The 21,857-nt window shown below is 43.7% G+C and carries 13 protein-coding genes; 7 read left to right on the top strand and 6 right to left on the bottom strand.

Translation table 11 applies throughout. The features are described 5' to 3' along the window. Positions 1–11 precede the first annotated feature (11 nt). From DWW90_RS10170 to DWW90_RS10155, 4 genes are all read left to right on the top strand, one after another. The gene (locus DWW90_RS10170; protein WP_122344915.1) at positions 12–1,025 is read left to right on the top strand and encodes a FecR family protein; all 1,014 of its coding nucleotides are present in this window, start codon (positions 12–14) and stop codon (positions 1,023–1,025) included. Positions 1,026–1,318: 293 nt separating this feature from the next. Further along, complete coding sequence (locus tag DWW90_RS10165; RefSeq protein WP_233547704.1) at positions 1,319–4,540, top strand: SusC/RagA family TonB-linked outer membrane protein; 3,222 nt, start codon at positions 1,319–1,321, stop codon at positions 4,538–4,540. 18 nt (positions 4,541–4,558) lie between these two features. Further along, positions 4,559–6,346, top strand: coding sequence for a RagB/SusD family nutrient uptake outer membrane protein (locus DWW90_RS10160; protein WP_122344914.1), 1,788 nt, complete (start codon positions 4,559–4,561; stop codon positions 6,344–6,346). Between the two features lie 103 nt (positions 6,347–6,449). Next, on the top strand, positions 6,450–9,410 hold the full coding sequence (locus DWW90_RS10155) for a glycosyl hydrolase (protein ID WP_122344889.1): 2,961 nt from the start codon (positions 6,450–6,452) through the stop codon (positions 9,408–9,410). 93 nt (positions 9,411–9,503) lie between these two features. On the opposite strand, the gene DWW90_RS10150 is transcribed toward DWW90_RS10155, so the two are convergent. Together DWW90_RS10150 and DWW90_RS10145 are read right to left on the bottom strand one after the other, a co-directional pair. After that, positions 9,504–10,292 (bottom strand): ABC transporter ATP-binding protein, encoded by a 789-nt coding sequence (locus tag DWW90_RS10150; protein WP_122344888.1) that lies wholly within the window; start codon positions 10,290–10,292, stop codon positions 9,504–9,506. A gap of 4 nt (positions 10,293–10,296) precedes the next feature. Further along, positions 10,297–11,043: an ABC transporter permease gene (locus tag DWW90_RS10145; protein ID WP_115500731.1), complete on the bottom strand. Its 747-nt coding sequence runs from the start codon at positions 11,041–11,043 to the stop codon at positions 10,297–10,299. Between the two features lie 203 nt (positions 11,044–11,246). Here DWW90_RS10145 and DWW90_RS10140 point away from each other — a divergent pair, with 203 nt between their 5' ends. After that, positions 11,247–13,571: a glycoside hydrolase family 3 N-terminal domain-containing protein gene (locus DWW90_RS10140; protein WP_122344887.1), complete on the top strand. Its 2,325-nt coding sequence runs from the start codon at positions 11,247–11,249 to the stop codon at positions 13,569–13,571. Here the strand turns inward: DWW90_RS10140 and DWW90_RS10135 are convergent. Then, positions 13,568–14,674, bottom strand: coding sequence for a type II toxin-antitoxin system HipA family toxin (locus DWW90_RS10135; protein WP_122344886.1), 1,107 nt, complete (start codon positions 14,672–14,674; stop codon positions 13,568–13,570). The genes DWW90_RS10140 and DWW90_RS10135 overlap by 4 nt on opposite strands. Next, entirely contained in the window at positions 14,658–14,984 is a 327-nt protein-coding gene (locus DWW90_RS10130; RefSeq protein WP_122344885.1) for a helix-turn-helix domain-containing protein, read from the bottom strand. Before DWW90_RS10130 ends, DWW90_RS10135 begins: the two co-directional genes overlap by 17 nt. A 1,298-nt stretch (positions 14,985–16,282) precedes the next feature. On the opposite strand from DWW90_RS10130, the gene DWW90_RS20970 reads away from it, so the two are divergent. After that, a complete protein-coding gene (locus tag DWW90_RS20970) occupies positions 16,283–19,237 on the top strand; it encodes a DUF6383 domain-containing protein (RefSeq protein WP_122344883.1) in 2,955 nt (984 codons plus the stop codon). A 459-nt stretch (positions 19,238–19,696) separates the two neighbouring features. Further along, complete coding sequence (gene lptB / locus DWW90_RS10115) at positions 19,697–20,449, top strand: LPS export ABC transporter ATP-binding protein (protein WP_036658357.1); 753 nt, start codon at positions 19,697–19,699, stop codon at positions 20,447–20,449. Here lptB and DWW90_RS10110 read toward each other — a convergent pair. Then, a complete protein-coding gene (locus DWW90_RS10110) occupies positions 20,446–21,345 on the bottom strand; it encodes a CPBP family intramembrane glutamic endopeptidase (protein WP_122332098.1) in 900 nt (299 codons plus the stop codon). The two genes, lptB and DWW90_RS10110, sit on opposite strands and share 4 nt — an antisense overlap. Before the next feature lie 69 nt (positions 21,346–21,414). Then, positions 21,415–21,657, bottom strand: a complete 243-nt coding sequence (locus DWW90_RS10105) for an RNA-binding protein (RefSeq protein WP_115497971.1) — start codon at positions 21,655–21,657, stop codon at positions 21,415–21,417. Between the last annotated feature and the right edge of the window lie 200 nt (positions 21,658–21,857).

The raw sequence follows: 21,857 nt of genomic DNA, 5'->3' as shown, positions 1-21,857 counted from the left end.
ATAGTATAGACATGGATAAGCATATATACATAGATTTGCTGGATCGCTTTATGCGCGGTGAACTCCCGGTTGAAAGGGAGCATGAATTGTTGACCTGGTTTCGACAAGCGGAGGCGCGTGAACAACTATTCCAACATTACCGGCAACGTTGGATAGAAGCGGAAGAAAAAAGTCTTCCGGTAGAAGTTCAGACTCGTATGTTCCGGGAGATACAGGCTCGTATGCATGCCGGTATGGGAGAGAAGAAAAAACGAAAGGCCATTTTCAGGCTGAAGATACCGCAATGGGTATCATATGCTGCTGTTGTTATTCTTCTAATTGGCTTTTCAACAACAGCCTTTCTGTATAAGAATTTGGCAGATGAGATCGCAAGCGATCCGTTACGGACTTATAGAGTCTTGGTCGATAAGGGACAGCGTGCAAGTGTCATGCTACCGGACGGAACGAAAGTTTGGTTAAATTCCCATACGGAGTTGACCTATAATGCCGATTACGGGAAAGAGAACCGCCTGGTGGCCTTGTCGGGAGAGGCTTATTTTGAAGTGGAGAAAGATTCGACCAGTCATTTTATTGTCAAAGCTGGAGAAATGGAGGTTGAGGCTTTAGGAACTGCTTTTAATGTAAGGGCTTACGAAGAAGATAAAAAATTGACAGCTACACTCTTTGAAGGAAAGGTTCGTACGGCGGTAGGAAAAGATGAAGTTATTTTAAGGCCGGATGAAAGTCTTAGTTTTGATAAGGTTTCCCGGAAAATGCAAGTATCCAAGGATATTGCCGCTTATGCACGGATGTGGAAAGATAATGAGCTCTTCTTTAAGGGAGAGACGTTGCAGGAGGTGGCGGTGATGCTGGACCGTTTGTATAATGTTCAGGTAAGGTTTGCATCTGAAAAGGTAAAACACTATCGTTTTTCCGGAGTTATTAAAAATAATAGTTTGGAGAATGTGATAGAATTGATAAGTCTTACAGCACCGATTACTTATAAAAAAGTCGGAGGTGATATTGTAATAGATGAGAGAAAATAGAGAGTTCAATTGTTAATTAAAAATGAAATGCTTATGAGAAAGGAGTTATGAAAAAACGCAGGTGCATCTACGGATAGACACACCTGAGATTTGTGCAATGTAATTTTGCTGGATTGAAATCACGCTTCTCACCACTTGATTTCACCACAAAGTTACCTGATAAATTTATTACTAATTAAAGAAGAACACTAAAAAACATGAATGTCTTAAAGAATTTCTTTCGGAAAGGACTTGTTATTGGAAGTTTTTGCCTTGTTTCAGGTACTATACTTTCTGCGCAGATTTCCTTATCCATGCAAAACAAATCAACTCGTGAGGTTATTCGCGAGATAGAAAAAGTCAGCGATTATCGTTTTTTTTACAATGATAATCTGTCCGGTCTGGATACCAGAATAACAATCTCAGCAGATGAAGAAAATATTCAAAATTTGCTGGAGCAGATAAAACAGCAGGCTAAAATCAGTTATATTATTAAAGAAAACAAGCAGATTGTACTTTCTGCGTTAAATCTGCTTTCTTCGACTCAACAAAACACAAGAAAAATCACCGGTACGATTAAAGATCAGAATGGCGAACCGGTAATCGGTGCAAATATCGTTGAGAAAGGAACAACTAACGGTACGATTACGGATGTTGAAGGGCAATATTCATTGGAAGTAACATCGAAGAGTGTTTTGGTAATCTCTTATATCGGATATGTGACCCAGGAAGTTGTTGTAGGTAACAACAACACGGTGGATGTATTGCTGAAAGAGGATACGGAAACACTGGACGAAGTAATTGTCATTGGTTATGGTACGACAAAGAGAAAAGATTTTACCGGTTCTGTCAGCTCTGTTAAATTGGAAAATTCTCCGATAGCCTTGTCGCCCAATTTGAATGCGTTGGAATCTTTGAAGGGAAATGTTTCCGGATTGGATATCGGTGCAACCAATTCCGCGGGAGGGGAGCCTTCCATGCAGATGCGCGGGCAAAAATCCATATCAGGATCAAATGATCCGTTGCTCGTTGTTGACGGAGTTATTTATATGGGAAGTATCAATGATATAAATCCCAATGATATCGCTTCGTATGATATCCTGAAGGATGCAACGTCTGCTGCCGCCTACGGTTCCCGTTCGGCGAACGGTGTAATTATCATTACCACGAAAAAGGGTAGAATGGGTAAACCTGTGATCACTTTTAATGCGACGGGAAGTATGCAAACCTGGCAAAATCGACCGGAGTTGATGAAAGGTGAACAATGGCTGGAGTCGGTTATGGCAAGAAACAACAGTACGGATTTAAGCTGGTTGAAACCCCAGGAACAGGCTAATATGGAAGCGGGACGGGAAACCAACTGGCTTGATGCTTCGACACGTACCGGTTGGGTGCAGGATTATCAAGTATCTGTTTCCGGTGCCGGTGAAAAAATGAATTACTATTTGTCCGCTGCTTATTCTGATAATCAGGGTATTGTCATTGGTGATAATTATAATCGTATAACAGCATTAGCCAAGATAAACACGGATATAACCAGTTGGTTGCAGATCGGTGTGGATGCGGCATTTACAAAGTCGGATTATTCCGGTGCCGGTGCCGACTTGGGCCAGGCTTCAAATATGTCTCCATACGGCGTTATGTATAGGGATGAAGGAGAGAAACTATTAGAAAAGTTCCCTTATACACAATCCGGTGTAAATCCCTTGTGGAATACCGATAGAAGTATCCGTGATAACAAAGATCTCCGGAATAATTTCCGTGCAAATGCATATGCGGTTGTTAAGCTGCCTTGGGTGGAAGGTTTGAGCTACCGTTTTAATTATGCCGGGAATTTGAGCAAAATTCAATCCGGAGATTTCTATTATGAAGGATATTATGTCAAGGAAGGTGATTATGATGATGAAACCCGATATTCTCCTTCTGCATTCCAGGATCTATTGTCTCGTGCAAACGGAAAGATAAATAATAATACAACAAACAGTTGGGTAATCGATAATATTCTGAATTATAAAAATACGTTTGGAAAGCACACGATCGATTTGACAGCCGTTGCTACACGTGACCGGAAATCATATAAAGAAATAATCACTACCGGAACAGATTTTGCTGCAAATGGGAATACCACTTTAGGTCTCAATGGTTTGCATAAAGCAACCGTTCAAAAAATAGACATGAATAATAACCGGCGTTCTAATATCGGTTATTTGGGACGTGCCTCTTATTCTTTTGACGATCGTTATTTCCTGACCGGTTCTTATCGTCGTGACGGTGCTTCTGTTTTCGGTGCCAATCAGAAATGGGGTGATTTCTTTGCATTCGGTGCTGCCTGGAGAATGACCGGCGAAAAGTTTATGGAACCTGTTTCTTTCCTGGATGATTTGAAATTGAAATTGTCGTGGGGTAAGAATGGTAACCAGGGACTGGATCCTTATGGAACGCTGTCGACTATTAATAATGGCTCTTCCGGAGGCGTGCGTTATGAGTTCGGGGGAAGTGATATTATTTATGGCTTAAATCAAAAAGCATTGGGTAACGCCAATTTAGGCTGGGAATCTACGGAATCCTGGAATACGGGTTTTGAGTCCGCATGGCTTGGAAACCGTTTATTTGTCGATCTGGACCTCTATTTCTCTAAAACGACAGACCAGATATTCACGAGAGATATTCCGGTTATGACTGGTTTTAAGAATATCAAATCATCGATGGGACAGGTGAACAACAAAGGTGTCGAACTGACGGTACGTTCGGTGAATATCACTACGCAGGATTGGTATTGGACTACAAGTGTAACCTTCTGGTTGAACCGGAATAAACTGACCCACCTTTATGGCGAAGATTTGAACGGTGACGGAAAAGAGGATGATGATATCTCCAACAGCCGTTTTATCGGTAAACCGTTAGGCGCAATTTACGGATATCAGCAGGATGGTATTGTCCAGGAAACAGATGTGGACTATATGGAAGCGAATGGTGCTACGGCAGGTATTCCGAAATATAAAGACTTGGACGGAGATGGCGTTATTACATCTGCAGACCGTACCATTTTAGGATATACGACTCCTAACTTCAAGTTGAACATGAGCAATACGGTTACTTATAAAAACTGGGATTTGTATTTTATGTTGACAGGAACATTCGGTGGCGGCGGATATTATATGAAATCCAATACCAGTGCATACATGACAAACGGATCCGGATTGTTTAATTCGAATGGAATTTATATCCCCTGGTGGACTCCGGAAAATAAGAGCAATGTATATCCTTCTGCTACATTCTCCGGTGATGGAGGCCGTTACCAGGGATTACAGAACCGGGCATTTGTTCGCCTGCAAGATGTGACGTTGTCATATACATTCCGTGAACCTTGGGTAAAGAAAATGCTTATCAACAATTTGAAAGTATTCTTTACGGCAAAGAACCTGTTGACAATAACAAATTGGGAAGGTGGAGATCCTGAAGTCGGAGTAACGGTGGGTGCGAACACTTATCCCGTATTGACCTCTTTCTCATTGGGAGCGAACATTAGTTTTTAATTTATAAGAAAGATGAAAATGAATCACTTAATAAAATATGGTATCTATAGCCTGCTGTTTGCAGGTCTATTCAGTAGTTGTAATGATTCGAAGTTTCTGGAAGAAAATCCTGAAACATTCTATACTGTGGATAATGCTTTTTCGACATCTGAACAGGTTGACCAGGTTTTGGTCGGCTGTTATTCCCACATACGGGTCATGACGTGCATGGTTGAAGAGAATATGACCGCTTTTGCTTTTCGCGGCGGAAACGGTACGGATATGTTTGATGTTGCAACGATCAGGCGTAGTAGCCGCTTCAATGACTACGGTATATTGAATCCGTCGAACGAAGTTTATTATACTAATTATTCACATTGGTATCAATTGATCTCGAAAGCGAATTTAGCTTTGTATGCGGCGGAACTTCCGCAAATAAGCTGGGGTTCGGAGGCCGACAAGGCTTATGTGATTGCACAAGCCCGCTTTTTCAGAGCTTTTGCATATAGGAACTTGGGTGAATTATACGGAGGCGTTCCTATCGTTACCGAAATTACGACTACTCCCCAGTATGATTTTAAGAGAACCAGCCGTGTTGAAACATACCAGTTCGCAATCGATGAACTGGAAGCTGCTTTAAACGACCTGCCCGAAACGACCAATAGCCCGGGCCGTCTGGTAAGAGGCGCTGCACAGCATAACCTTTGTCAGTTATACATCGATAAAGGTGTCGCTTTGGAAGAAGCCGGACAAGGCGGGGAAGCTCCCGCTGCCTATGCAAAAGCCATTACTTACGGTAATGACGTGATAGACGGTTCCGTATATGGCCTGATGACAGAACGTTTTGGCAGTAGAAAAGATGAGAATCCTGATTTCTATTATGCAAACATAGAAAGCCAGCAAACGCCGGATCATTTATATTCGGCTGCCGGTTATCCTATCGAAGGAAATGTCTATTGGGACCTGTTCCAGGAAGGAAACCAGAACTACCAGGAAGGAAATAAAGAAGCGATATGGGTGGCACAGATCGATTATGACGCCTATAAGGCGGAAGACGGGCAAGCTAAATTGCAATACACCCGTGTTTATGGTCCTGTTTACAGAGACCCGATGTCTGCTCACCTGTCCGGTGCGTTGGAAGATGTGGGAGGGCGCGGTATTGTGCAAACAATGCCGACCATGTACACCCGCGATGTCATTTATGACGGTAAATGGGGGAAAGATATGCGTAATTCCGAAGCTGTATTCAGACGCACATTCTTAGGCAATGTTCCGACATCTCCCTATTACGGCAAACCTGTTCCCTGGAGTGTCATTTACAGGGATGGAGAAAGCCAGGATGCCATCGATGTGGCAAAGACGCAGTGTTTTCCGGTCTCTTGTAAAATCTCAACAGATAAATACAGAGGTATTGCAGACGGGGAAAACAGAAGTAATCTGTTCCGGGATGAATATCTGATCCGTTTGCCGGAAACCATCTTGTTGCGTGCGGAAGCGAAGATGCGCGCCGGTGATAACGCAGGTGCGGCCAACGACATCAACTTGTTGCGTAAGAGAGCGCAGTGTGATTATCTGGTACAAGCTTCGGATGTGAATGTCGATTTAATACTGGATGAGCGCGCCCGCGAATTGGTCTATGAAGAATGTCGCTGGAATACCTTGTTGCGTATGGGTGGCACGATTGCTGTCGACCGGATTAAGAAATATTCCTATTGGAATGATCCGAGAGCGACATTGACTAAGAACTTTAATTTGTGGCCGATCCCGCAGGTCGTGATCGATACGAATAAAGATGTGGTAATGGAGCAAAATCCGGGCTGGAATTGATTCCTGTGCCTTAGTTAAGCAAGAGCCCGCTAAAGTTTTATTGATAGAAAGAAAATAAGATTTTAGCGGGCTCGATTTTTTAGACTGATAATATACATGAATTATGAATTGGAAGATAATAGTATGGGAGCTTATGTTGGTTAGCTTCCTGTTTAGTTGTACGGACCCGGGAAAAGTGGGTGTAAACGATGATCAGCAGGTTAATTATGACTATCTGAAAAGCCATTTTCAGCAGCCGGAACAGGTTTATGGCGTAAATTGCTGGTGGTGGTGGCTGAATGGAAATGTGACAAAAGAAGCCATCACGAAAGATTTGGAAGCTATGAAATCCAGAAATTTCCAAGGTGCCATGATCTTTGATGCCGGTGGTCATAACCAACGGGGAAATAAAGATATTCCGGCCGGTCCCTTGTTCGGCAGTAAGGAATGGACGGACCTTTTTGTTTTTGCCTTGGATGAGGCCAAACGTTTAGGATTGGAGATGGGTTTCAATATCCAAAGCGGTTGGAATTTAGGAGGTCCTTGTGTCACTCCGCAATATGCCGCCAAGCAATTGACCTATTCGGAATTGAAAACGACGGGAGGAAAAACGCTCCATTTGCAGTTGGCGAAACCGGAAGAGCATAAAGGATTTTATAAAGATGTCGCAGTGTTAGCCTTCCCGGCAAACGGAGAGAATCAGACTGATAAAACAGTTGATAAGTTAGATTTGAAATTGGGCCTGCACGAATTGGGTGGCTCTGCTCCGGACTGCCGCTTCTTATTGGAAAATACATCCCGGAACGAAGAACGGAAAACGGGTAAAACGGTTTTTCTCGTTGATCCGTCAAAAATAGTAGACCTTACGGCTCAGATGGATGAAAAGGGGGCGCTTAGTTGGGATGCTCCCCAAGGCGAATGGAACATTATGCGTATAGGATATACGTGTACGAATTCGGAAGTCTCGACTTCCAGTAATGAATGGCAAGGCAATGTGTTGGATTATATGAGTAAGGAAGCCTTTGACTATTATTGGAATACTGTCGTCGAGCCGATTTTTAAAGCTGCCGGAGACCATGTCGGTTCCACCCTTAAATTTATGGAAACGGATAGTTGGGAGTGTGGAGGAATGAACTGGACGGATTCTTTTTCCGATGAGTTTCGCGCTTATTGCGGATATGACCTGAAACAGTATTTGCCTCTCATAGCCGGTCATGTAGTCGGAAATGTAGATGTTTCGAATGCTTTTTTGGCTGACTTCAGAAAAGCGATCGCCCATTTGGTCGCCAATAACCATTATGCCCGTTTTGCAGCGTATGCCCATAAGAATAATATGGGGATTCAGCCGGAGTCTGCCGGTCCTCATGCCGGTCCGCTGGACGGTATTAAGAATTATGGTTTCAGTGATATCGTGATGAGCGAGTTTTGGTCTCCGTCGCCGCATCGCCCGAGGCCGCAGGACCGTTTCTTTATCAAGCAGGCCTCTTCCGCCGCCCATATCTACGGAAAGAAAATCGTGGGAGCCGAGTCTTTTACGACCATTGGTCCGCATTGGAATGATGAATTGTGGCATGACCAGAAGTCGGCGTTCGACCATGAAATCTGTGATGGATTGAACCGGCTCTATTTCCATACTTTTACTTGTTCTCCTGCGGAACAGGGATTGCCGGGGCAGGAATATTTTGCAGGTACGCATGTGAACCCGCGCGTTACGTGGTGGAATCAATCCGGGCCTTTTGTCGACTACTTGCACCGGACACAAATGCTTGTGCAAGAAGGTAAGTTTGTGGCGGATGTCCTTTATTATTACGGCGATCATGTGCCTAATGTCTATCCGTTCAAACACCGGGATATGGCTGGCGCAATGTTCGGATTTGATTATGACGTGACGGATGAGACCATTTTTATGAAGTTAGATGTGGACAACGGGAATGTCACGACACTGGCCGGCGGAACCTACAAAGTGTTGGTTCTTCCGGATCACCGCGTTTTGTCTTTGGCTGTGTTGAAAAAACTGGAAACATTAGTGAAAGAAGGCGCTCATGTGATCGGTTACAAACCCTTGAAAACCGTGTCGTTGGTCGGTGGCAAAACCGCAGATGCCGAATTTAAGCAATTGGCGGACAAACTTTGGGGTGAGGCTACCGAAGTTACGGGCCGGAATGAATATGGAAAAGGCACTGTCTCATGGGGAAAGAATGCTAAAGAATACCTGCTTTCGCAGAATATACCGGTGGATTTCTCCATCGAAGGAAACGACAGTAAAACGGACTTTGATTATATCCATTACAGGATCGGTGAAACCCATCTCTATTTTGTAAGTAATCAAACGGACGAAAAGCAAACCGTTACGGCTCGATTCCGCGTATCCGGGCTACAGCCTGAACTCTGGGATGCACTTTCCGGGGAAATACGCGAAGCGGAAGCCTTTGCCCAGAAAGACGGCTTGACCTCTGTCCCTCTGGTATTGGAACCTTACGGTTCGGTGTTCGTTGTGTTCAACAAAGAGATCGGCAAGAACCGGCAAGGTACGAAACAACACAATTATCCGGATTATGAAACCGTAAAGACCTTGGACGGCTCCTGGACTGTCTGCTTTGATCCGAAATGGGGCGGCCCGGCGTCTGTTGTATTTCCGGAATTGATGGATTGGACGACACATCCGGACAAGGGCATCCGGTATTATTCGGGTACGGCCGTCTATAACAAGAGATTCACAGTCGATTTTGAAAAGACTCCGGCAAACCGTTATTTCCTGCAACTGGAAAATGTAAAGGATGTCGGAATTGCTGCTGTCCGTATCAATCATACGGATAAAGGCATTGTCTGGACCAAACCTTTCCGGGTAGACATAACAGATGCCCTGAAAGAGGGTGAAAATGAATTGGTCGTGGAAGTTACGAACTCATGGTTCAACAGGGTTGCTGGAGATGAAATGTCGGTAAGCCCGACCCGATACACGCAAACGAATGTTGTTTTGGGAAATGATTTCAGGGGAAACCCGGTTTCCGAAATACAGTTGGAACCTTCCGGCCTGTTAGGACCTGTGACGATTGTCCGGACGAAAACTCCGGATAACGGATAGTGGAATATGGAAACGGATGGGCTGAAAATTCGATGCCCATCCGTTTTCAGTCCGATGCCCATGGAATTTTCATTCGATGGGCATCGGATATTTTTATTTCGCTTTTGCTTCTTCTTCTTTCAATTCTTCCTCTTCCACCTCTTTCACTTTGCGGAACAGGTCGGACGCAAAGATGAAGTCGTTCAGCGCCTTGTTTTGGGAGGTAATAACATCTTTGCTGTTTCCCTGCCATTCCTTGACACCTTCTTTGATGAAGATGATGTTTTCACCGATATTCATAACCGAGTTCATATCGTGCGTGTTGATGATAGTCGTCATCTTGTATTCGCTCGTAATGTCATGGATCAGATCGTCGATAATCAGAGAGGTCTTCGGGTCGAGTCCGGAGTTGGGTTCGTCACAAAACAGGTATTTCGGATTCAGGGCAATCGCCCGGGCAATGGCAGCGCGTTTCATCATACCGCCACTGATCTCAGAAGGATACAAATGTCCGGCCTCCGACAAGTTGACGCGGTCCAGGCAAAACTGAGCCCGTTTCAGACGGTCTTTGTTGCTATCGTTGGAGAACATATCCAGCGGGAACATGACATTTTCCAACACCGTCATGCTGTCGAACAAGGCTGATCCTTGGAACAGCATACCCATTTCACGGCGCAGCATATTCAGTTCATACTTTCCCATCGATGTCAAATCACGTCCGTCATACAGGATTTCTCCCGAATCCGGTCGCATCAACCCGATGATATTTTTAATAAGAACCGTCTTTCCGGAACCGCTTCGGCCGATAATCAGATTCGTCTTCCCTGTTTCAAAAACAGCGCTGATGTCATTCAGTACTGTCCGTCCCTCAAAGGACTTTGTAATATGTTTGACTTCTACCATTTCTTTATGTCAGCATTAAGTTGGTTAAGATCACGTCGGCAAGCAGGATCATGATACTGCTCATTACGACTGCATTCGTACTGGCTTTACCCACATCTAAGGCGCCGCCTTTTACATTATAACCGAAATAGGCTGCGATCGACGAAATGATGAATGCGTACACCACCGATTTAATGATGGAGTACCAGATATAAAAATCGTTGAAGTAGAATTGCAAACCATATTCGAATGAAGCCGGTGTCATGCCTGTCCCGGTGGAATGACTGGCTGCGATACCGCCTAATATCCCAGTGAACATACTGAAAATAACCAGTACCGGAATGAAAACCATCAGACCGACAATCTTCGGGAGTATCAGGAAATTAGCCGAGTTAACACCCATGATCTCCATTGCATCGATCTGTTCAGTCACGCGCATGGTGCCGATTTCGGATGCAATGTTACTGCCGACTTTACCGGCCAGGATCAGTGACATGATAGAGGATGAAAACTCCAGCAGGATGATTTCACGCGTTGTATATCCGATTGTAAATTTAGGAATAAGCGGCGAACTGATGTTCAGTGATATCTGGATGGCGATAACCGTACCGATAAAAACGGAGATGATGATAACAATCCAGAGCGAGTCGACTCCTAATTTGTAAATCTCTTTTATCAGCTGCTTAAAGAACATGCTCCAACGGTTCGGGATGGAGATGCTTTTGCCCATCAACATGACATATTCACCTAATTGATGTAATGCTTTATTCATTATTATATATTTCTGTTCAATTTCAGTCTGCAAATATAACGCAAATCTGGGAACAACTGTTCATTTCCTGTTGATACTTCTGGTTTGGATTTAATCTAAACTGGGTTGTAAATTATTTAAGAAGAACATCCGGAGAGCAGATTTGTCGATTATTTGAATAAAAGAATATACCTTTGAGGGTTCCATTAAATAAGTATAGTTACATGAAAACACAGACCATTAAGCAATATCTTTTTTGTAGTTTTATGTTTGCGGGAAGCGTTCTTTTGATGGGGGCTTCTACCGGAAAATCATATCGGGACACCTCTCTTTCTCCGGCCCGGCGCGCCGATTTATTGTTGAAGGAGATGACCTTGGAAGAAAAAATCGGCCAGATGTGCCAGTATGTCGGACCCGGCCATATCAAGCAAAACGAACAGAAAGCCGATCAGAACAGCAGTGATATGGGAAATATCGATGCCAATGCTTTCGGCTTGAAATCACAGGCGATCATCGATAAAGTGCGGAAAGGCGAAATCGGTTCTTTCCTGCATGTCCTTTCTGTCGATGAGGCGAATGCCTTGCAACAGGTGGCGCAGCAGACCCGTTTGAAAATACCCTTGTTGATCGGTGTGGATGCGATTCACGGCAACGGGCTTCATGCCGGTTGTACGGTGTATCCGACTTCGATCGGTATGGCTTCGACATTCAATCCCGACCTGTTGGAAAAAAGCGGCCGGGAGACGGCTTCCGAAATGCGTGCCAGCGGTATGCATTGGGCGTTCAATCCGAATCTGGATGTGGCCCGCGATGCGCGTTGGGGACGTATAGGGGAAACATTCGGCGAAGATACTTATCTGGTTACCCGCATGGGAACAAGCCTGATTTTAGGTTTGCAGGGCCGGGACGGTGTGGAGTCGGATCGCGTACTGGCTTGCGCTAAACACCTGATCGGCGGCGGTGAGCCGGCCGGCGGCATCAATGCCGCTCCGATGGATATGTCGGAACAGAAATTGCGTGAAGTCTTTCTGCCGCCTTTTATATCGGCTGTTCAATCGAAAGTCTTTACCGTAATGGCAGCCCACAATGAGTTGAACGGCATTCCCTGTCATGGCAATTATTGGTTGTTGAACGACCTGTTGCGTGATGAAATGGGATTCAAAGGTTTTATCGTCAGCGACTGGATGGATATCGAACGTATGCACTCCATGCATCATTACCTGCCGAGTGAGGAAGAGGCTTTCCGGGTGTCGGTGGAAGCCGGTATCGACATGCACATGCAGGGTGATAACTATTATGAAACGATTCTGGCTTCCGTTCGGGACGGACGCATTCCGGAAACCCGGATAGACAAGGCCGTACATAAGATTCTGGAAGCTAAATTCTTATTGGGACTGTTTGAAAAGCCGGTAGTCGATATTCCGGCAACCCGCAAACTGATCGCTCCGGCTGCTCATCGCGAGACAGCGCTGGATGCTGCCCGCCAATCGCTTGTCTTGTTGAAAAACGACGGGTTGTTGCCCCTGAAGAAAGGTGCATATCGCAAAATATTTATTACCGGTCCGAACGCCGACAGCCAGACGATATTGGGTGACTGGGCGATGCCGCAGCCGGATGATAACGTGGTAACCGTTTACGAAGGTATCCGCGCTGCTTGTCCGGACGCCTCGATCGATTCCTTGTGTTTTTCCGGTGTCATAACCAGCATAACACCGGAAGATGTCGAGATGGCCGGACGGAAAGCACAGGAGGCCGATCTGAATATTGTCGTGATAGGCGAAAATTCGCAGCGCTACGAAAGTAAAGGCCGTACCTGTGGTGAAAATTGTGATCGCGACAACCTCGATTTCCCCGGCTTGCAACAGGATTTGCTTGAAAAGGTCTGTGCATCCGGCAAACCGACTGTCCTGGTGATGTTGAACGGCCGTCCGTTGAGCATTGTCTGGGCGAATGAACATGTTCCGGCTATCCTGGAAGCATGGGAACCGGGCATGATGGGCGGACAGGCGATTGCCGAAGCTCTTTTCGGCGATATCAATCCTTGCGGAAAACTTCCGGTAACCGTTCCGTATAATGTCGGACAGATTCAGACAATCTATAATCATAAGGCTTCCCAATATTCCCGCCAGTTTGCTTTGGGACATACGGGCCCGCTTTATCCGTTTGGCTTCGGACTGAGCTACACCTCGTATCAATATGGCAAACCGGTCCTTTCAAAGGATAAGATCCGGAAAGATGAATCCGTAACAGTCTCTTTCGATGTGACAAACACGGGCAAAATGGATGGAACAGAAATCGTGCAGTTGTATATCCGCGACGAATACGGTTCAATCACTCGTCCGGTCAAAGAGCTGAAAGGTTTTCAACGTGTTTCCCTGAAAGCCGGTGAAACCAAACGTGTCGAGTTTGCGATCACTCCGGACGACCTGAAATTCTATACCGTCCGTAAGCTTTGGGAAGTAGAACCCGGTGATTTCACCCTAATGGTCGGCTCCTCTTCAGCGGATAAAGATTTGCAGAAATTAGCGTTAACGGTGGAAGGGGATTAGCCCTTCCACGCTTTTGATATGATCTCCTGGCAATTTTCGTAGACTGTTTGGAATAATTCCATCCCCTTTTTTCGATTAATGCGGATACTTTCTCCTACGGTAAGCATATCGTCCAAAGTAGGTGTCCCATTGTTATTGACAGATGTCGCGCGTTCTCCATGATATCCGATACTGCATAGTGTCAGATCATATGCAGGTGATAATATCCATCTGTCATTTTCATAGATGAAACTGAAATTTTTTGCGTGATCGTCTTTGTTGTCTGTCAGTACGTTGAAAACCATGCGCCGGAACATTTCGTCTACCTGTTTCGGGTCTTGAGTCAAGAAGCCTGTTAAATGGAGCAATATTTTGTAATCCAATTTCGGTTGACTGATCGATTCGTTTAATAATGCTCCGGCTGTTGCAATATGCAAACGTTTTCCGGCTTTTAGATCAAAACGTTTGCTTGCAAAATATTTTCCTTCCAGCAACTTGAAATCGGCGACTTGTATATTGCATTTTCGGGCTGTCAGATTATAGCGATACTCCATTACTCCCATATCTTCCGGATCATAATTATGACGGAATTTAACCAACCAACTACCGTCTTGATCATGTAATAGGCATTTGGGGCGGCATCCGCCGGAATTACCACTGTTAAAATAAAGGATATCAGTTCCTACGTCTGATTTTTCAGAAAGAACGTCAAGAGCCATTTGTTGTAATGTGTCTAATTCCGGTAAAGATTTTTCTTCGCCGATGTATGATTCGGGTACATAGCATAAGGCTCCCATTCCGGAATTTCCAACAATACTTAAACGTTGTATAGGGGTCAGATTTGAGTCGTCTATATTTTGTTTTCTCAATAGCCGGTTTAATAGATAACGCCCGTATCCATCGGGTAGGCTATCTTCAAAAATCCCGAAATTGCCCCAAAAGGGTTCAGGCTTAGCTATGAACAGGTCCGGCTTTAATGGAAGTTCTATAGGAGAAATTGAAAATCCAGTAGATAACCATTCCTTGTCATATTGGAAGGCGCATCTTGTATTATCCGGTGTCATTGTCAGTATTCCTACTTTTTTGTCACGATACAACACTGACAACTTATCTATCCATTTCATAGCGTCCTCTCTTTCTGTTTTTGTTTTTATTGATGTTTTCCAATTCTTCCATTGTGCTGTATTGAGGTTCGGATAGCAATGCTTTTATCTCTTTCGTATATCCTAATGCTTTTGCAAGAGCAACGAAAGAAGCCAATGAAATAGTATATTTCTGTTCAAACTTGGCAATTGTTGGAGCAGGTACGCCGCTAAGCTGGGAAAGAGCTTCTCTGGAAAGATTCTTCTCTAATCTCCTTTTTTGCAGATTCTGGGCTATTATCTGTAAAAGGCTCTGTGCCGTATCTAAATCAAATGTATATATTAAAGACATTATTGTATCTTTTATATGGTAAAATTAGATATAATAAATATTATTGTATTTATTGCAAATGTACGAAAAACTCACATAGTCGTATCCGTTTGATAGTAAATTAACATTTGTTCTTATTTGTCTTCTATCAGTCCGTTATTTAAGGGGGCTTATTGTATAAAACGTATTTTTGGGAGGTAAAAGGCCTCCGAAACAAAACAAATGTTAATCCGCTTTTCGGACGTCAAAAAGGGGGTTTTTCGACTTTTTCGAGCGTTTTCCCAAATTACGACCGTCCTCTTTGCCATTACGACCGTGCTAATGTGTAGTGCACTCGGCACCTCGCGAAGATTAGCACGGTCGTAATGGCGATTTGGACGGTCGTAATTGAAAAGAGGACCGTCTTAAGGGCAAAAAAGCACCTGAATGTCCTTGGGATATTTGGAACGCCGTCCGTTTTGTTTTCAAATATTCGATTCTCCGGGAGTTAAGGTTTATCACTTTGTCGGTTTTTCAGCCTTTAGGCAATCAAATTGCAGGCTTTACGGGACGAGTTCGGCACCTCGTTTTATCAGTTGTCAGCCCCAAAAGCTAAAACCGTAAAAAAAGTCAATCCAAAATTGATCAAAATTTTAGATGAAATAGAAAAATGGCCGAAATGGGGGTTATTGTATTTTTTTATTTGCGGAAGATTTAAATTTGATATTTTCCAGACATTGGACAGCTAATTCTCGGTCAAACATAAATAGCCTCCTTTGTGATACGTTGTTTCAAATAAGCATTCATGTGTTCTGATTTCAGGTAAACCAGTAAGCTGTTTTTAGCTCTTTTTACCCCCTTTTTTGCCGCATCCCTTCAAAAATAACAAAACTGCACTTCAAGCACTACTTGCATGGAGGTGGTGTAAGTGGTTATAAATAAGAAATATATACACAATTGTAAGCGGACACGGAAAAGCCCGTTTTTTAGGGGTAAAAATGACCTGTTTTTGACTTATAACTGACTGGAAATAAAAAAGATAGGAGGCTAATTCAAAATGACGAAAAAAAACGTACGTTTAAATTCGTCACAAATTTACGCATACTTTTTAAACCTGCAATTCTTTTCTCTAATAATTTTTCATTTTCTATGTTGTTTCTTATCAATTAGATAGCTTATCAAGGACAAAAATACCTCTTTTTGCAACAAACTCCAAAAACGCCTCAAAAAATGACGAATTTAAACGTACGTATTTGTAGTCAAAATACAATCGTTAACATTCACAAAGTGATATACATTATATAACACATAAGTTTTATTACTAATTAAATTATTAAATTATGAACAAAAGATTTTCTACTCTTTTGGCTGCCATTTTGGTAGCCGGTGGATTGTCAGCAAGTGCAACGCCTACCGATTATAACGAGTTAGACGGCACTAAGCTCAAGGATGGTTTCATCTACTTGAGAAGCGCCAGTGGCGATAACTCTTTGGTCGTTAAAAACGGGAAGCTTGATTCTACAGTAGTCGCTTCAACCGATTCCACTTTCGCACGATTGGATTCTATGGCATGGAAGGTCACTGTGAAAACAACTTCTATCGGTAAGTCTTACCAATTGCAAAACAGGGCAACCGGTGATATTCTTTCATACGAAAAGAAAACCGGAACAATGAAACTTGGTGGTGCCATTAACGAATGGGGATTGGATGACACAGGTTTCTATGCAATGAGCGGTGACTCTACTTATTATTTGAAAGCAGGTGCAAGTTTTGCAGGTGTTGTTGAAAGTAGTACAACCACAACATTTACCAATGTGGATTATGTAAAGCCGTATGAGATTACAACTTCTTTCAACTTGACAGCTGAAGATTTCAACAACGTTGTCAAGAAATTTAGTTTTGCTGCAGTGAATGGTCGTAAAGATCCTGCAAAAACATCCGAAGGACAGGCAAACGTATTGACCGATAATGACTGGGTGGCTATTTCCATTCATGGTAAAAAGAAAGCAGACGGTACGTTGGACGGACAGTATTTCAAACGCAATGACAATACAGCGTCTCTTGACACTTTGTTGTTCCAGAAAGTAGGAGCAAAGGATTCCACAGGCTTCCTGTATGTGGATACGGCAAATATTAATCCGACTCAGTCTATGAAGTTGGCTGTAGGTGACTCTGCATTCTTCCGCCGTGCTGCAGGAACAGCGTCTCCTTCTAACTACTACAAAGCAGGTCTTGACAGTTTGCATATGTTTGTCGTTTCTTACGATTATGTGACAGACTCTATGTCAATCAAGCCGGTAGCCACTCCGATCAAACTGAGTTCTCCGAATACAAACGGTGCTTCATGGTGGAACGCTGATGGACAGGAGAATGTAAAGACAGGATTAGGCGAAAACGGTTCTACAGAAGCTGTTGTTTGCTTGAGAGCATTGGATAATGTGACTGTTTTAGCTGTGGATTCAACATCTATGATTGACGCTGAAAATACCGGCCTTTCTTATGCCAACATCAAATCTCCGTTGCGCTCTGCTACTTTGGGTGGTGATGCTAAGATTGCAGCCGACAAGGTGTATTTCATCAAGTATGCAAACAAAGGTGACAACAAGGACAAATATGTAGTTGCCGGTGCTATTGTAAATGCTACTGAAAAGTCTTATAGCGACCATGCTTATGCTTATATGCCTTCTACTCAGTGGGTAGTTGAGGCTGGTACCGCCGATGGCTTGTATGTGATCAAGAACCGTGAGTTCCCGGCTATTAAATATTCCGGCGCGTTCAACAAGGTAAAAGATGCTGATGGCAAGGCTATTGCCGATACATATGTTGTCGGTATCGACACGCTTCTGTTGGAAGACGCCAAGTGTGCAGTTGTTGAAGGCAAAATCACTGTAAATAAGAAGAACTACGCTACTATCGGTTATGGTTACTATGACCCGAAAGTTCTGGAAAACAAAACATTTAAGGTGGCTTCTGCTTCTCCTTTCATGAAAGATTTGTTTATGCAAGCTAAGGCTGATTCTACGATGAATTTGGCTGAAGATGATTATTTCTTCTACCTGAAAGATGTAAACAATGCAGCTTATGGCGCAACAGTTAAGGGTGTGGATTCTCTGTATCGTTACACATATAAGTTGGTAACAAAGAAGGGAGAGTTTGTTGCTCAGAAAGATAGCAAATATATCTTGACAAAAGACGCAGCAAACAAACCGTCTGTATTCTTCTTCAAGTCTTGGGGTGCAGCTGACAGCTACATGTTGATTGATACGACCGGTATTGGTGCTGCTACTGTAGATTGGAGCAAAGCTATTATCGTAAGCGTAAATGCTCAGAATGCAGAAATCTATCCTTCTTCTTTGACTGCTGCTAAGAGCGATTTGTTCACAGTAACAGAAAAGGCTGCTCCTTCAATGTTGTTCACAGATCCGACTCACCAGAATATCTATAATAACAACGACCGTCTGGCTGTTGGTAAAAACAATTTGGCTGTGATGGCTCAACCGGGTAACGACTTGAAGGCTGATGCTGACAAATTCGTAAATGACAACTTTACATTGTGGTTCGATACTGTAAACTACAAAGCTGATATCGAAGCTTCTTACTTCATTTCACAGGGTATCAAAGCCGCTGGCGAAGAAACAAAGGCTGAAGATGCTGTTGCTGAAAGATTATATCTGACGGTTGCAAGCAATGACTCTATTAAGAAATCAGATGATCTGGCCAAGTTATATACGTTAGATGGTGCTGCTCGCCTGTACTTCCGTACTGCTGCCCGCCATGGTGTAGATACTTTGATCGTAAATAACTTTGATGAAAAGGCTGGCGTTATGGCTCCTGATACAGTAGCTGCTGGTGCTAACGGAACTAAGCATTCTGCAGATGCTGCTAAGGGCTTGTTGCTGGGCGGTATCGATAACTTTAAGTTCCAATTCGAAGTAGTAGATGGTACCGATAATTATCTGATGAAATCTATGACAGGTAAATATGTCGTAAGTGTTAACGGCCTGTTAGTTGTTAAAGCTGATTCTGATGAAAATATGCTTGCTACTTTGAAAGCTCCGGATTATGCAACATCAAACGAAGCTGCTCCTTCCGTAACAGAAGTGAAAGTTATTGCTGCTAACGGTGGTGTTCAGATCATTGGTGCTGCCGGTAAGAAAGTTGTTGTAACTAACATCTTAGGCCAGGTAGTTGCTAACACAGTTCTTACTTCAAGCGACGCTGTAATCGCTGCTCCTGCCGGCGTAGTGGTTGTCGCTATCGAAGGCGAAGATGCTGTAAAAGCTATCGTTAAATAACTAAGGATATTATAAGAATAATTCTAAAACAGGCCGCGCGGGTTTGTACGGGATATATCCCATATCAACACCAATTACCCTGTGACAGGCGAACAAGCGGTCAAGTTTAATATTAATAATACTAAAGTATATTGAATTTAAAAAGTTCAATGTAGCCGGTAACCCTGTGAAGGACGAAAGCATACAAAAAAACAAGCCCCGGGAGATGGTAACACTTCCGGGGCTTTGTCGTTAGCCGGTATATCTGCGATACGATCTGCCACTACTGCCGGAAAGAAGAAATGGCTTTCTTTCCGGTGCGCCTGATCAAAAGCGAACGTCAGGAATTTCTCGGTACCTGTATGACGAAACGATATTGGGGCAATTCCTGTGTGAGATGGAATAGCAGATTAAAAAGGGAGGGCCTCTATTTGTATAGAAGGAATTAATTCCGTTTCTTTGTGGCAAAGATTTTTGGATATGGCAGACGAACAACAAATGGTGCTCCGCACGGAGGACCTCGTTAAGAAATATAAGACACGAACCGTTGTAAATCATGTTTCTATTAATGTGAAGCAAGGGGAGATCGTGGGATTGCTCGGACCGAACGGGGCGGGGAAAACGACTACGTTCTATATGACGGTAGGCTTGGTGACGCCCAACGAAGGAAAGATATTTCTGAACGATATGGAGATCACGAAGTTTCCGGTATATAAACGTGCCCGTAACGGTATCGGCTACCTGGCGCAGGAAGCTTCCATCTTCCGGAAAATGACGGTGGAAGATAATATCCGGTCCGTATTGGAAATGACGGAAACGACACCTGAATACCAGAAGGAGAAGCTGGAAAGCCTGATTGCCGAGTTTGGTCTGAACAAGGTGCGGAAAAACTTAGGTGACCAGTTGTCCGGAGGTGAACGGCGCCGTGCCGAGATTGCCCGCTGTCTGGCTATCGACCCGAAATTTATCATGCTCGACGAACCGTTTGCCGGAGTCGACCCGATTGCCGTACAAGATATCCAGAGCATCGTTGCCAAATTGAAACACAAAAATATCGGTATCCTGATTACCGACCACAACGTGTATGAGACGCTGAGTATTTGCGACCGTGCGTACCTTTTGTTTGAAGGAAAAGTGCTCTTTCAGGGAACAGCCGAGCAGCTGGCCGAGAACGAGATCGTACGCGAAAAATACCTGGGTAAAGACTTTGTGCTTCGCAAGAAAGACTTTTAGTTTTTGGCTGCCGTCAACTGTTTAATCTTTTTTGCACAGGCATAAAACAGGAACAACGAGATAATAGCTATGACGGTGTAAGGCAACAGGTTTTGCGCAGAGATATCGCCGGTGATAAATTCGTTGTCTTTCAGCTTGGCATCCGACATGCTTATTACGGCAAAAGCGTTGTTGGTAAAGTGGGCGAATACCGGTATCCAGATATTCCGTCCCCAGTAGAGCAGATAGCCGAAATAAGCCCCTAACAGCATGCGGGGCAGGAAACCGAAGAACTGCATATGGAAGGCGCTGAAAAGAATTGCGGCGCTCCAGATGATAATATGGTGATTACGTGTCCATCCTCCGATTACCCGTTGCACAGCTCCCCTGAAAAGAAATTCTTCCGTGATCCCGGCGGCAAGGGCGATGACAAGCAAGTTGAACAATAACGTTACGATCCCTTTGCCTGCCAGCAGCATCAGTGTCAATTCTTCAGCGGTCTTTTCCTGCGCGCGCATCCAGTTTTCTACCGGTTCCATAAAAGACGGCAGTTCCATTTGTTTATTCAACAATCCGACCAGGCTGATGGAGGGAGAGAGCAGGAAGATACTGACCAGTGTGAGCAGCAGTATTTGTCCTTTGGGGATTTTGCCGATCGACAGATATTCTTTCGGATTGTTGCTGCAAGTCCAGGCCAGCGCTACGGCCGGAAACAGGAAAGTTCCGACAGCCGATATCAATTGCAAAAGGCGCATCATGTCGGGATATTGCATGATATCGGACTGGAAACCATACACCATATAGAATATTCCCATTGCGATCAGCGATGAGAAAATGGCCCCGAACAAAACCAGCAGGAGCAAGACGAACAGTTGAAAGAAAGCCGGTTTTCCGGCATATATACCTTTTAAGAACATACGTTTGGACATAAAAAAACTTCTGCTCAAAGATAAGCAGAAGTTTTTTATTTCTTTCCGGAAAAGTAATTATTTAGGACGAGCCTCTTTTACTACCATCTGACGGCCTTCGTATTCAGCTTCGTTTAATTCTTCGATAGCCTTCTTTGCGGCTGCATCGTCGGGCATTTCAACGAAAGCAAAACCTTTTGATTTGCCGGTTTCACGGTCTTTGATGATCTTTACGGAATCAACAGTACCGTATTCTTCCATTACTTGTTTCAAATCATCTTCCCGAACACGATAGTTCAGGTTTCCAACATAAATGTTCATAAAATAGAAAATTAAAAAAATAAAATTGTTACTTAATGAAAGAAGTAAACCGGAACTTCGTAACAGGTTGCCCTTTCATGTCACAAAGGAATACATTTATTTTAGATAAACAACATTTTAGCCGGGAAAAAATAATATTGCTCTTAAATTCATCTCGGTTATAACAAATTAAGCAAACAATTTGCGAGATTAAAAGAATA

The sequence above is a fragment of the Parabacteroides sp. AF17-28 genome, assembly GCF_003479205.1.
GTDB lineage: Bacteria > Bacteroidota > Bacteroidia > Bacteroidales > Tannerellaceae > Parabacteroides > Parabacteroides acidifaciens.
This window is presented reverse-complemented; position numbering and strand designations above follow the sequence as displayed.

Excerpts from the sequence above, each read along its gene's own strand:
- DWW90_RS10170 (WP_122344915.1), top strand. The coding sequence starts at position 12 with ATGGATAAGCATATATACATAGATTTGCTGGATCGCTTTATGCGCGGT.
- DWW90_RS10165 (WP_233547704.1), top strand. The coding sequence starts at position 1,319 with ATGCAAAACAAATCAACTCGTGAGGTTATTCGCGAGATAGAAAAAGTC.
- DWW90_RS10160 (WP_122344914.1), top strand. The coding sequence starts at position 4,559 with ATGAATCACTTAATAAAATATGGTATCTATAGCCTGCTGTTTGCAGGT.
- DWW90_RS10155 (WP_122344889.1), top strand. The coding sequence starts at position 6,450 with ATGAATTGGAAGATAATAGTATGGGAGCTTATGTTGGTTAGCTTCCTG.
- DWW90_RS10150 (WP_122344888.1), bottom strand. The coding sequence starts at position 10,292 with ATGGTAGAAGTCAAACATATTACAAAGTCCTTTGAGGGACGGACAGTA.
- DWW90_RS10145 (WP_115500731.1), bottom strand. The coding sequence starts at position 11,043 with ATGAATAAAGCATTACATCAATTAGGTGAATATGTCATGTTGATGGGC.
- DWW90_RS10140 (WP_122344887.1), top strand. The coding sequence starts at position 11,247 with ATGAAAACACAGACCATTAAGCAATATCTTTTTTGTAGTTTTATGTTT.
- DWW90_RS10135 (WP_122344886.1), bottom strand. The coding sequence starts at position 14,674 with ATGAAATGGATAGATAAGTTGTCAGTGTTGTATCGTGACAAAAAAGTA.
- DWW90_RS10130 (WP_122344885.1), bottom strand. The coding sequence starts at position 14,984 with ATGTCTTTAATATATACATTTGATTTAGATACGGCACAGAGCCTTTTA.
- DWW90_RS20970 (WP_122344883.1), top strand. The coding sequence starts at position 16,283 with ATGAACAAAAGATTTTCTACTCTTTTGGCTGCCATTTTGGTAGCCGGT.
- lptB (WP_036658357.1), top strand. The coding sequence starts at position 19,697 with ATGGCAGACGAACAACAAATGGTGCTCCGCACGGAGGACCTCGTTAAG.
- DWW90_RS10110 (WP_122332098.1), bottom strand. The coding sequence starts at position 21,345 with ATGTTCTTAAAAGGTATATATGCCGGAAAACCGGCTTTCTTTCAACTG.
- DWW90_RS10105 (WP_115497971.1), bottom strand. The coding sequence starts at position 21,657 with ATGAACATTTATGTTGGAAACCTGAACTATCGTGTTCGGGAAGATGAT.